Raw genomic sequence first — 12,076 nt, 5'->3', positions numbered from 1 at the left:
ACAAGCAATTTTTATTCCAATACTAAGCCAATCTCTAGCAAAAAACAGCGAGAAGTTAGGGAGTTTTTAGCAAAAATATAGCATAATCGTGCAACGATACTCAAAAGATTCGAGGTTCAATGGCTGATACACGATTATTCCTATATACCGCCGTTCTCATCACGATAGGCGTGCTGATGAGCTATTCGCTCTCTGCTTACACCATCATCATCTACCATTACAGCGAATTTCACTTCTTTGCCCGCCAGCTTTTTTCGGCTATCATCGGTATTTTATTGATGTGGATACTTTCTCAAGTTGATCCTGACAAGGGATTTAAAAAAATCGGCTTCACGCTTTTTCTCTTGGGATTAGGTCTGATGGTGGTAATGCCATTTTTGCCCGAAAGTATCGCTAGCAGTGCCGGCGGGGCAAAAAGATGGATTAGACTTCCCGGATTATCGCTCGCCCCATCAGAATTTTTCAAACTCGGATTTGTATTTTTCCTTGCGTGGAGTTTTTCAAGAAAATTTGCATTTGAAAATAAACGCACCATCAAAGAGGAATTTTTGCTTGTTTTGCCTTATTTGGCGGTATTTGTGGTCGTGGTGTTTTTGATAGCCGTAATGCAAAATGACTTAGGCCAAGTCGTGCTTTTGGCTATCACGCTGGGGTTGATGTTGATTTTTGCCGGCGGGAGTTTGCAGCTTTTTGGAATTCTTTTCTTTGGTGTCATCGGGCTTGGGACACTTACCATCATCACGAGCGCGCATAGGATATTGCGTGTGAAGCTTTGGTGGGCAAATGCCCAAGATTCTATCCTTGCCCTGCTCCCCCAAAACATCGCTGATTATATCCGTGTGGAAAATCTCCCTGAACCCTATCAGATCCACCACGCCACCAATGCCATCTATAATGGCGGATTTTTTGGTCAAGGGCTAGGTGAGGGGCTGATCAAACTAGGCTTTTTGAGTGAGGTGCATACCGATATGGTGCTAGCAGGTATCACAGAAGAACTCGGGCTTATCGGGTTATTTGTGTGTATTTGGCTGTTTTGTGTGGTGATTTATCGGATATTTAGAATCGCTAATCGCCTAAAAAACCAGTCCTACTCGTTGTTTTGTATTGGCGTGGCACTTTTGATTGGTTTTTCTTTTATTATCAATTCATTTGGCGTCAGCGGTATCACCCCTATCAAAGGGATTGCGGTGCCGTTTTTGACCTATGGGGGCAGCTCGCTGATTGCTAACTGCCTAGCCATCGGTCTTGTGCTAAGCCTCTCACGGCAAGCAAAAATCTAGCCAAAAAACCTTTGTAGTGTTTTGTTTGGATTATTTTATCGCTTGAATCGGTGCTTCATAATCAGGTTCATTCGTGATTTCTGCACAGATTTCTTTATAGACTATTTTGCCATCTGGATCGATGACAAACACCGCACGCGATAGCAACCCCTCAAGCGGGCCATCTGCTAACAAAACCCCATAGTTTTGCCCGAAGTCTTTGTTTCTAAAATCACTCCATACGCTAAGATTTTCTATCCCCTCCGTAGCACAAAACCTACCCTGTGCAAATGGGAGGTCCATTGAGACAACATAAACTTGTGCGTTTGAAAGCGAGGCAGCTTTTTGGTTGAATTTCCTTGTCTGCGTCGCGCATACACCTGTATCGAGGCTTGGCACAACGTTGATGATTTGATAAACCCCTTTAGCGCCCCCGATCTTAGAGACACTCAAATCTTTTCCTACAAGGGCAACTTCTGGGGCAAAATCGCCGATATTAAGTTCTTTCCCGCTGATTTTTACTGGATTGTTTTTAAATGTTACTGGCATTGGTTTTCCTTTAATATGTTAATTTTTGAGGCTTCATTTTAACCAAAATTCAATAAATCCATCACGCAAATTATGCGGGTTTTGATTTGGAAGTTTTTAAAAAATCTTGCTAAAATCCAAACAAATTCCCACCTAAAGGCAATTGATGACAAAAAAATCTTATCTGCTTGATACCTCGATTATCCTTGATGATATTCAAAACATTCCCCATCTCTATCAAAACGCCCAAAATCGCCTGTTTATTAGCGATGTCGTGATTGAAGAACTCGATAAAAAAAAGGATTTGCAAAACGAAACGGGCTATTTTGCCCGTGAATTTTTTCGCTGTATCAATAGCGATAAGCCTGTAAAACCTCACCACAAAATCCGCAAAATCGAAGGGGATTTTTTCAAAGATGTGATTTTTTCTAAAACCCCTTATGAAATCCCCATCACGCTTATTTATCGCCAAAAATACAAGACTGCCGATCTCACTCACGGGCAAAATGACGCCAAGATAGCTGAAATCGCCAATGATTATGGCTTTATCCTTTTGAGTAATGATATTTCTTTGAAAATCCGCTCACTCGCTAAAGGAATCGCAGCACAATCTCTCTATCGCGATCGGGTTGAAAATCCTAGCGACATTGATTTTTGGCATTGTTTTAACTTGCATAAAGACAAGGATTTTGCCTCGCTAGAAACACACAATGATTTTCTCAAGCTCAAAGATTGGAGTTTGATCGAGATAAATGAGCAAGACAACACCGAAAGTTCGCTGTATTACACGGGCAAAAAGCATTTTGGTATCAAGCTAGATAATAGATTTGAAGAATTTAAACTCGATGAGATTATCAAAGATGCCGACCCCTACATCAAGCCTATCAACTTAGAGCAAAAAATGCTTTTTGCAATGCTGATCCACCCCAAAAATCGTGTGAGTATCGCTACGGGTTCAACGGGGAGTGGCAAAACGCTCATTGCCTTGCAAGCTGGCATTTATCTGGTCAAAAAAGGTATCGTTGATGGTATCATCTATATGCGCAACACCATCACAGCCAACGACAAAGAGTCCGAACTGGGCTTTCGCAAGGGCGATGAAAGCCAAAAGCTTAGTTATTTTATGTATCCGCTCTATAGCGCTATCAACTTCACCATTGACAGGCTTCAAGAACAATCTTTGGCAAAACAGATCGAATATCGGGGCGATGTCAATACCATCGAAAAAAAAGACGCCACCGAATATTTTTTGCAAAAACACCATATCGAAGTTGTCGATATTGCCCACGCTAGAGGGATTACGATTGGAAAAAAATTTGTTATTTTTGATGAAGTCCAAAATGCTTCCAACGCCACGGTAAAGCTCATCGGCACACGTATTGGCGAGGAAAGTCGGGTGCTGTTTTTGGGCGATTGGGCACAGATTGATCACCCCTATTTGACAAAATTTCGCAATGGGGCGGTGAGCCTCTTGCAAAAAGCCCTCCAAGACAATATTATCTCTGGCATACAGCTACGCCAAACTATCCGTAGCGACATCGCTGCTTATTTTGGAGAAAAATTTTAAAAAATATTCATTATGTTTATGCGGTTTAGTTTTTGCAAAAACTAAACCTGAAGACCACTCCAACGGGCAAAGCCCGTTTTCGTTCCTAAAGCACAGGGTTATTCCCTGCTTCGCACGTCATCAACCCGTTTTCTAAGGTTTGCATTATGCTTACTCGGTTTGTTTGGAAGCAAACCTGAAGACCACTCCAACGGGCAAAGCCCGTTTTCGTTCCTAAAGCACAGGGTTATTCCCTGCTTCGCACGTCATCAACCCGTTTTCTAAGGTTTGCATTATGCTTACTCGGTTTGTTTGGAAGCAAACCTGAAGACCACTCCAACGGGCAAAGCCCGTTTTCGTTCCTAAAGCACAGGGTTATTCCCTGCTTCGCACGTCATCAACCCGTTTTCTAAGGATTCTAATTCTAAAACTGCTTTCTTCATCGCGCTTGTGTGCTGTGAAAAATCGGAAAATTTTGACCCGCCCACCCAAATCGTTGAAGCAAGTGCGACCGCCGATTTTGTTTTATTATTTGAATTCGATTCGCTTAGCGAATCTGAAGACCACTTCGGGCGAGTGAATTTTTGTTTCTAAAATTACCATCATTCTCAAACAAGGCTTTGTAAATAAAATACGTTTAAGGGTTTTGATTTGTAGCACTAGATGTTTTTTAAAAATAAAAAAAGGAGAGGATTGCACCAATTTAAAAGCCAATCACCCAATGATTGAAAATATTTGGGATTTCGAGCAAACAAATAGCTTGAAGTTGTCAAAATATCTTTGCCAACCTCTTATAAACGCTTAATAAATAATCATCTTTGATATAAAATCTGGCAGAAAAATAATTGAATGAATTGGTAGTTTTTAGAGAAGCTACCTTGATGACCCGCACTCAAGAAGCACGAGGCATACAAGGCATTAAAAGCAATAGAAAAAGTCAAATTTTGAAAGGATTTTCAACCACTTTTTTTCTATCGACAATATAAGGAATCAATGCCATTTGTCTGGCTCTCTTGATGGCTACCTCAACGCGTTCTTGCCATTTTTTTGTATTGCCTGTGAGGCGTCTTGGCATAATTTTGTATCGTTCAGATAAAGAATGTTTGAGCATTTCAATATCTTTGTAATCGATAAAATCAATCTTTGCCTCTGTGTATTTGCAGTATCTTTTTGAATATTTTTTGCGTTCCATTTTTATCTCCTAAAAGGGTATTTCATCTTCATCAATATTGATTTCAGGAATATTTTGCTCATATTTTTGAGCATTCATTCCACCTTGCGCACTGCCTTGTGAATAATTCTGATTGGGTGCAGAAGCCGTATTTTGTGTATAAGCAGGCTGCTCATAGGGTGAATAAGCATCATCTTGAGAACCTGAGGGTTTGCCATCAAGCATTTGCATTGACTCAGCTGTGATGGTATGTTTGCTTTTTTTAGCCCCGCTTTGATCTACCCAGCTCTCCAGTGTCAATCTCCCCTCAATCAAGACCTTTGAGCCTTTTCTTAGATACTGATTAGCGACCTCTGCTGCTCTGCCAAAGAGTTTCACATCAACAAAACAAACCTCATCCCCTTGCGTGCCATCTTGCTTTTTGTATCTACGATTGCTCGCAAGTCCCAATGTCGCCAATGCCGACCCGCTTGGCAAATACCGAAGCTCCACATCACGTGTGAGATTCCCTACCATAATTACCTTGTTATACATTATGATTCCTTTGGCTTACTCCGCCTCGCTAGGTGCTTGTGAGACATCAGCTTGTTCGGGCTTGGTGTCTTCAGTAGGAGCTTTTTGCTCCACAGATTTTGATTCAGGCTTTTTGTTTGCCTTATCTACAAGCGTTTGCCACGCTTTTTGTTCTTTTTTGCTTTCATATTTGATGACAATAAAGCGCAAAATATCCTCATTAATCCGATAAAGCCTCTCAAGCTCGAGAATAAAACTTGGTTCTGCCTTGAAATAAATAACAAAATAATATCCCCGATGGTGTTTTTTGACTTCATAGGCAAGATTTCTCATTCCCATATCGAGGCAAGTTTCGATTACACCGCCATTTTTGGTGATCGCCTCTTTATAAAAGTCAATCTTGGATTTGATTTCTTCCTCAACCAATGTTGGCTTGAGGACAAACATCGTTTCATAATGCTTCATAGATTCTCCTTGTGGTTTGTGCCCGTTTTGTATCTTCAAAAAGAGCAAGGTTTTTCTTTTTTTAAGCAAAAAGAGAGTCGATTTTATCGAATATATGCTTGCAATTTCATTAAAAAATGCAAACTTGTGTTTTTTTCACCCCGCATACTCGCATTACGCCATTTGGCAAATAGCTCAAAAATCCCTCGGTAGCCCTCCTCTTTGATACGGATAGATCGAGAAGCAAGTTTTTCGACAATAGCTTGCGGGGGGGCAAAGCCCAGAATATCCTTGGCATTGGGCGAGCCATACGTTTTGATATAGGCAAAAAACAAAAATAATTGATAAAAATACCGCTCCAACTCACGCAAAATATCAAGCTCAGCCAACCCATCTTCTAGCATTTTTTCACAGATTTCAAATATGTCTTTTTTATCAAAAATCGCCCCATAAAGCTCATCAATCCCCACGCTCCCAAGCCCATAAGACAGCCTTTGAATATCTTCAAGCCTAATAGGCGCATCCAAAATACAAAATTTTTCCAATTCATTATACGCAATGCCTAAATGATTGTTTTGCATAGTCAAAATCACGCCCAATAAACGTTCTTCGATGGCTAGATTCAAGGCTTTTGCACGCTCTTTTAATAAACTGATCGATTCATAAAAATTTGGTGCAAAAAACCGCACCTCAATCGCTGCATTCCCCAAGCAAGAATGTTTAAAATTCGCCCCGAACTCCCTAAAATCTTTGGCGTATTCAGCATTTGATTTGGTTTCAGAACGATAAAATTCAATAATGAGTGCATTTTGTTGGTTTGTCTGCAAGGCTTTTAACATCGCTTCGATTTCTTTTTTGGGTAGTTTTTTATCCAGCTTCAACACCACCAAAGCAACGTCCCCAAACAAAGAGCTTTGCCCCAAAATATCCATCACTGCCCCAAAATCATAATCGCTATAATAAAATGTCGTTTTATTCGCCATTTCGGTGGTTTTGCGTGCGATTTTTTCCGAATAATATTGGATCAAAAATTCCGATTCCCCATACAGCAAGCTCGCCCTCGGGCAAGATTTTTCTAAGGTGGTATCCAAATCCTTTTTATACATCAAATCCCCTTAAATACGCAATTTACCAGATATTTTGCCAAATTTTCCATCGCACACGTTACCAAATATTTTCCCACTTGCCACATCCGCATCAATAATCTCCACACCCAACATATCTAGCCTACCCACATCATCTTTGCACCCCTGCACAAAAATCCTCGCCCCCACAATCCCCCCAGCAACACATATCACAGAAGCATTATCATCGCTCATCACCCCTTGGATACAAACACCGATATTCTCCAGCGCCCAGCGTGCGTATTTGCGATCTTTAAAATCCATCTCAATCTTGGCACTTTGCCTTTCTTGATCATTGAGGAGCGCACAAGCCGTTTGCACGCCACTAAGCATATAAGCGAGCTTTTTTTTGGATTTGGCAGTATCGGTGATGATGAGCTTGAGTAGGCGATGGAGTATCAAATCACTATAGCGGCGTATCGGGGAGGTAAAATGGCTATACGCTTCAAATCCCAAGCCAAAATGCCCGATATTCTGCGAGGAATAGAGGGCTTGAGACTGCGATCTGATAATCATCTTATCGATTTGTTTTTGCATATCTTTTTTCTTTGCCTGCTTTTGGATGGCAACAATTCGCTCGTGCAAATCCTTGCTACTAGGGATACAAAAACCTAAAGATTTTAGATCAAAAAAAAGCTTGCCAATCCTCTCATCTGAGGGGCTATCGTGAATGCGATAAATCCCTCTTGCGTGGAGGTGAGTATGAAGATAATCCCGCTTGAAATCATTATTTTGGGTAGTGGTTTGGAGCAACTTAGCAGCTTGTTTGTTTGCCAAAAGCATCGCTTCTTCTACGATGGTATGCGATGGCCCCGGATAAAGCACCCGCACATCGCACAAAAGCCCCTTTGTATCCAGACGCAATTGCAATTCATCATTGAAAAATTCATAACCCTTTTTGAGACGTTTGGAGCGGATTTTTTGTGCAACAGGCAAAAAATCCAAAATACTTTTTTTCACTCCCTTTGGGATAGACAGATTTTCTCCAGCAATCAGTCTATCGACATTGGTATAGCTGATATTTTTGTGATTACGGATCAATGCGGTAAATAAATTTGCCTCCAGCACCTCAAAGCTTCGCCTATGCAAGCGCAAACGCCACACAAATGCCAAACGGATTTGATTTTCTTTGAGCGAACAGATATTTTCACTCAAGTTTGGCGGTAACATCGGGTAGCAAATATGAGGAAAATACACGCTAAAACCCCGCTCCTTTGCCTCTAAATCGAGCAAAGAATCCTTGCTGACATATTCGCTCACATCCGCGATTGCCACATAGAGGCAAGAGGTTTGGCTATCAAAATAAATCGCATCATCGTGATCTTTGGCATCATCAGGGTCAATCGTGCAAAAGGGCAAATCGCTCAAATCTATGCGGTCAGGATACATCTTTGGATCGACTTCTGCCCCAAAACTTTCTGCCATCATTACTGCCTCTGGGGAAAATGCCATCTTGCGATCAAATAACGCTAAAGAAATCTTTTCATCAATCAATGGCTCGTGCAATGTCCCGAGAACTCCCGTGATTTCTTTTGATGGCAAGGCGATATTGACCACACAAGATTTTGGCAAAGCGCGCAAGGATTTTTGTGAGACCCCAAGTGCTATCCCGCCAGCTTGGGGGGCTTTGAGCGGGATGGCAAGGATATTGCCTTTGACTTGCTTGAGATAGCACAAAACCTGATTTTTTTGTGCATAAAGGCAAGTGATGATTTTGATGGCTAGCCTGCCCTTGATACGGGTAAGCCGTGCTAATACAATGTCATTTTGGGCGATACCTCGGGGCAATTTTTTGATCACCCAATCTTTTGGGTTTTTGTTTTCAAAAGGGCAAAAAAATGCCCGCCCGCCCGCTGAAATATCTATCTTTCCAATCAAACTCCCCTCTGTGAAACGATAATGCCCGTCTTTTTTGCAAACAAATCCTTTTTTTTGCAAATCCGCAACATATTGTTGGTGATTTTTGGGGATTTCTTTAATGCCATTATTTAGCTGGAGAAGGAGTTCTTTCATCTATAAAATTGATTTCATTTTTTTGGCAATCGCTATAGGGTCAATCCTCTCACCACAAAATAACGCAAAAGCCAAAGCTGCCTGATAAATCAACATATCCTTGCCATCTTGAGCGGGGATACCCAGCTCCTTAGCAAGCTTCAAAAATGGCGTAGTGATCCCATAAATCAAATCATAAGCCATCTTAGAATGCTCAAAAATTTTTACCAGCAAATCTTTTGGCATTGGCAAGGAATCATCTGTTAGCCCGGCTGGCGTGGCATTGATAATCAAATCAAAGCCTTTTTGAAGACCTTTTGAAGAGAATGCCTCATAGCTATAGCATTCAAAACCCGCCTGGATAAAAGACTCCAAACGCTCTTTGGTGCGATTGATGAGACTGGTGTTGATGCCTTGATTTTTTAGGATATAAGCCAATGCTTTCGCACTCCCACCCGCTCCAATGATAAGCGCATTGCTAAATCCGTGTGAAGCGATGGTTTGATAAAACCCCTCTGCGTCGGTGTTATAGCCTACCAAGTGGCTACCTTCTAACACAAGGGTATTGACTGAACCAATGGCTTTGGCAATGCCCCGGACTTCATCGCTTTGCAAGTAAGCGTCTTCTTTGAATGGCACGGTTACATTCGCCCCCGATAAGCCCAAATCAAAAAAACTCTGGCGCAATGCCTTGCCATCTTGTAATAAAACCCTGCCATAAAAGCCAAAAAAATCCATTTCAGAAGCGAGCGAATGGAAAGCGAAATTGTGTATCAGAGGGGATTTAGAATGCCCGATGGGATTCCCAAAAACGCAAAACTGCCTGCAAGATTGCTTCAATACGTATCCTGTTTTTTGAGCCAATTTAAAAGCACCCAACCATTCTTTACTTTTGCCCAATCGCCTTGGATGGATTCCACCTTGATGGCTTCGCCCCCTATGAGCTTGCCTACGATTTTTGAGGAGACATCAGGTTCAGAGCGGATATTCAAGCTTTTTGGTATAACGACATAAATATTTCCATCAGAATTTTTTTCAGAGCCATTTGCCTCATCTTCTGGTTTTAGTAGCTTTACAAGCACCCAGCCGTCTTTGATTTTTGCCCAGCCTTCGGTTACAAACTCAACCGCAACTTTTTGATTGTAAGAGAGCTTGCCTACGATGTTCGATATTGTATTGGGCGCTTGGCGGATATTGATAGTTTTGGGCAAAACGACATAAATTTGGGTAGCCACGCTTGAAGTGTTGTTTGAGGTATCAGAGGTATCATTTGGCATATCATTAGCAACATTCCCATTATTTTCATTCGTAGCCGTATCAGGTTCTGGCAATCCCTGCAGGTCTTTATCTATGGGATTTTGAGTAGCTTCTTCATCTGTTTTGCCAGATGACATAAAAGCTTGCAGATGGGGGCTTTCTGCTTTATCGTTTTGGACAATCGCCCCATTTGTTCCCTCTAAAATACTAAAACTATCCCCATCATTTGCCCCCACAAAGATAATATAATACAAGCCAAATCCAACCAATAAAGCCAAGATCGGCAATGTATATAGTTTAAAAAAAGATTTGATATTCATTATCCCTGACTCATTTTTGTTATGTTAATTTTACCCCGCTCCCGCTATGAACAACTTCACCGATCGCATACCCATCGGTATGCTCAAAAATATAATGCAAATGCTGCTTGGGAACAACAGCTATCATCCCAACCCCCATATTAAAAACCCGATAAGCTTCTTTTTCCTCAAGATTTGCTTTTAGTATATCAAAAATTGGCAAAGTTTTAATAAAAGCTTTACTAATTTCTGCACCCAAGCCCTGTGGCAAGACTCGAGGCAGATTTTCTACAATCCCCCCACCAGTGATATGGGCTAGAGCGTGGATTTTGTGTTTTATCTTGGCATAAATACCCGTATAAATCCGTGTAGGTTCTAAAAGCGTCTCAATCAAAGGTTTGCCACAAAATTCATCCTGAAAGTTCATTTTGAGGTCTTCAAACAAAATCTTTCTAACGAGCGAATACCCATTGCTATGGATACCACTACTAGGAAAAGCGACCAAAATATCACCCGCTTGAATCTCTTGACTTTTTTGCAAATCTGATTTTTCTGCAATACCCACAGCAAAACCCGCCAAATCAAAATCTCTCCCCCCATACATCCCCGGCATTTCGGCAGTCTCCCCGCCAATAAGCGCACAATCAGCTATCTGGCAACCCTTTGCAATCCCGCTAACAACTTTGACAGCACGCTCTTTATCAAGCTTTGCGCTCGCATAATAATCCAAAAAAAACATCGGCGAAGCAAAATTGCAAATCAAATCATTCACGCACATCGCCACCAGATCAATCCCCACGCTGCCGAGCCTATCGGAATCAATAGCAAGCCGAAGCTTTGTACCCACACCATCTGTGGCTGCCAAAATAACAGGCTCCCTAAAGCCTGCAGGCAAGGCATAAGCCCCTGCAAAAGAGCCAATCCCCCCGATTACATTTTGATTAAGCGTCGCTTTTACATAAGGCTTGATTGCCTCCACAAAAGCATTGCCCGCATCAATATCAACGCCGGAATCTTTATAGGTTGTGCTCATTTTACGCCTCGTAATGTTTTTGATTTTTTATTATACCTTTAGTGAATGCAAAACCAGCTTAGTCTTATTGTGATGTTTTACTCGGTTTGGATTTTAAAATCCGAATCTGAAGACCACTCACGGGAGCTAAGCTCCCGTTCGCTCCTAAAGTAAGGGCGTCTGCTATGCTCCTATCGGAGCATACCATACGCCCAAACCTTAAAAAAGCCAACCGCTTGGCTCTGGTAGCCTCGCACGACAATGCGTATATGCTCCGATAGGAGCATAGCAGATGGCTAGCCCCCCTGACCCCTTTCTAGCTAGTATGAGAAACAATCACTGGTCGCACAGCTATGGAAAAGAATCATTACTTTTTACTCGATTCACGTTGTGAATCTGAAGAGCACTTCGCAGGGTAAAACCCTGCTACATTCCTAAAGTTATGGGGTTATAACGGCGTGCGTTGCACTTCGTTATCAACCCAGTTTTATAGGTTTTTACTCGATTCACGTTGTGAATCTGAAGACCATTTCGCAGGGTAAAACCCTGCTACATTCCTAAAGTTATGGGGTTATAACGGCGTGCGTTGCACTTCGTTATCAACCCAGTTTTATAGGTTTTACTCGGTTTGTTTTGCAAACAAACCTGAAGACCACTTCGCAAGATGTGAAATCTTGCTTCGTTCCTAAAGTTACCATTTCACGCCCAAGCAGTGCTTGTGCGTTGGAAATAAGTTTCTAAGGTTTTTAAATCTTATCCACCTACAAACCAAAGCCCTCTACGCTCCACCATCTTATCCACTAAGGGGGCGTGCAGGGAGAGCAGGGGTTTAAAGGGGTGAGCGGGGGGCGCTTCGCAAGTCAGCCCCCCAGCACCCCTTTCTAGCTAGTATAAGAAAAAATAACTAGTCGCACGGCTATGGAAAAGAATC

The 12,076-nt window shown here is 41.8% G+C and carries 11 protein-coding genes; 2 read left to right on the top strand and 9 right to left on the bottom strand.

Translation table 11 applies throughout. From position 1 onward, the window contains the following. Nucleotides 1–119: 119 nt before the first annotated feature. Entirely contained in the window at nt 120–1,280 is a 1,161-nt protein-coding gene (locus BJI48_RS05245) for a putative peptidoglycan glycosyltransferase FtsW (protein WP_095332666.1), read from the top strand. A 30-nt stretch (nt 1,281–1,310) separates the two neighbouring features. On the opposite strand, the gene tpx is transcribed toward BJI48_RS05245, so the two are convergent. Then, nucleotides 1,311–1,808 carry a thiol peroxidase gene (gene tpx / locus BJI48_RS05240; protein WP_095332664.1) on the bottom strand — a complete coding sequence of 166 codons (498 nt, stop codon included), beginning with the start codon at nt 1,806–1,808 and terminating at the stop codon, nt 1,311–1,313. A gap of 145 nt (nt 1,809–1,953) precedes the next feature. Between tpx and BJI48_RS05235 the strand changes: the two genes are divergently transcribed. Continuing rightward, nucleotides 1,954–3,354: a PhoH family protein gene (locus BJI48_RS05235; protein ID WP_095332662.1), complete on the top strand. Its 1,401-nt coding sequence runs from the start codon at nt 1,954–1,956 to the stop codon at nt 3,352–3,354. Nucleotides 3,355–4,270: 916 nt separating this feature from the next. Here BJI48_RS05235 and rpsR read toward each other — a convergent pair. The 8 genes from rpsR to purM all read right to left on the bottom strand — a co-directional run bounded on the left by rpsR (nt 4,271) and on the right by purM (nt 11,166). Then, complete coding sequence (gene rpsR, locus BJI48_RS05230) at nt 4,271–4,525, bottom strand: 30S ribosomal protein S18 (RefSeq protein ID WP_095332660.1); 255 nt, start codon at nt 4,523–4,525, stop codon at nt 4,271–4,273. Between the two features lie 9 nt (nt 4,526–4,534). Next, complete coding sequence (locus BJI48_RS05225; protein ID WP_095332658.1) at nt 4,535–5,038, bottom strand: single-stranded DNA-binding protein; 504 nt, start codon at nt 5,036–5,038, stop codon at nt 4,535–4,537. Between the two features lie 15 nt (nt 5,039–5,053). Continuing rightward, complete coding sequence (rpsF, locus tag BJI48_RS05220; protein ID WP_095332656.1) at nt 5,054–5,482, bottom strand: 30S ribosomal protein S6; 429 nt, start codon at nt 5,480–5,482, stop codon at nt 5,054–5,056. 83 nt (nt 5,483–5,565) lie between these two features. Then, nucleotides 5,566–6,567, bottom strand: a complete 1,002-nt coding sequence (gene holA, locus BJI48_RS05215; protein WP_095332654.1) for a DNA polymerase III subunit delta — start codon at nt 6,565–6,567, stop codon at nt 5,566–5,568. 9 nt (nt 6,568–6,576) lie between these two features. Beyond that, entirely contained in the window at nt 6,577–8,598 is a 2,022-nt protein-coding gene (locus BJI48_RS05210) for a ribonuclease R family protein (RefSeq protein WP_095332652.1), read from the bottom strand. Then, nucleotides 8,599–9,417, bottom strand: coding sequence for a shikimate dehydrogenase (locus tag BJI48_RS05205; protein WP_095332650.1), 819 nt, complete (start codon nt 9,415–9,417; stop codon nt 8,599–8,601). Beyond that, on the bottom strand, nt 9,414–10,154 hold the full coding sequence (locus tag BJI48_RS05200; protein WP_095332648.1) for an SH3 domain-containing protein: 741 nt from the start codon (nt 10,152–10,154) through the stop codon (nt 9,414–9,416). The genes BJI48_RS05205 and BJI48_RS05200 overlap by 4 nt, the downstream gene beginning before the upstream one ends. Nucleotides 10,155–10,173: 19 nt before the next feature. Then, nucleotides 10,174–11,166 carry a phosphoribosylformylglycinamidine cyclo-ligase gene (gene purM, locus BJI48_RS05195; protein ID WP_095332646.1) on the bottom strand — a complete coding sequence of 331 codons (993 nt, stop codon included), beginning with the start codon at nt 11,164–11,166 and terminating at the stop codon, nt 10,174–10,176. Nucleotides 11,167–12,076 lie beyond the last annotated feature (910 nt).

The sequence above is a fragment of the Helicobacter sp. 11S02596-1 genome, assembly GCF_002272825.1.
Taxonomy (GTDB): Bacteria; Campylobacterota; Campylobacteria; order Campylobacterales; family Helicobacteraceae; genus Helicobacter_J.
Note: the sequence above shows the minus strand (reverse complement) of the source record. Positions and strands in the feature narration are given on the sequence as shown.

Coding starts and splice junctions, on each gene's coding strand:
- rpsF (WP_095332656.1), bottom strand. CDS start 5,482: ATGAAGCATTATGAAACGATGTTTGTCCTCAAGCCAACATTGGTTGAG.
- tpx (WP_095332664.1), bottom strand. CDS start 1,808: ATGCCAGTAACATTTAAAAACAATCCAGTAAAAATCAGCGGGAAAGAA.
- holA (WP_095332654.1), bottom strand. CDS start 6,567: ATGTATAAAAAGGATTTGGATACCACCTTAGAAAAATCTTGCCCGAGG.
- BJI48_RS05200 (WP_095332648.1), bottom strand. CDS start 10,154: ATGAATATCAAATCTTTTTTTAAACTATATACATTGCCGATCTTGGCT.
- rpsR (WP_095332660.1), bottom strand. CDS start 4,525: ATGGAACGCAAAAAATATTCAAAAAGATACTGCAAATACACAGAGGCA.
- purM (WP_095332646.1), bottom strand. CDS start 11,166: ATGAGCACAACCTATAAAGATTCCGGCGTTGATATTGATGCGGGCAAT.
- BJI48_RS05245 (WP_095332666.1), top strand. CDS start 120: ATGGCTGATACACGATTATTCCTATATACCGCCGTTCTCATCACGATA.
- BJI48_RS05225 (WP_095332658.1), bottom strand. CDS start 5,038: ATGTATAACAAGGTAATTATGGTAGGGAATCTCACACGTGATGTGGAG.
- BJI48_RS05210 (WP_095332652.1), bottom strand. CDS start 8,598: ATGAAAGAACTCCTTCTCCAGCTAAATAATGGCATTAAAGAAATCCCC.
- BJI48_RS05235 (WP_095332662.1), top strand. CDS start 1,954: ATGACAAAAAAATCTTATCTGCTTGATACCTCGATTATCCTTGATGAT.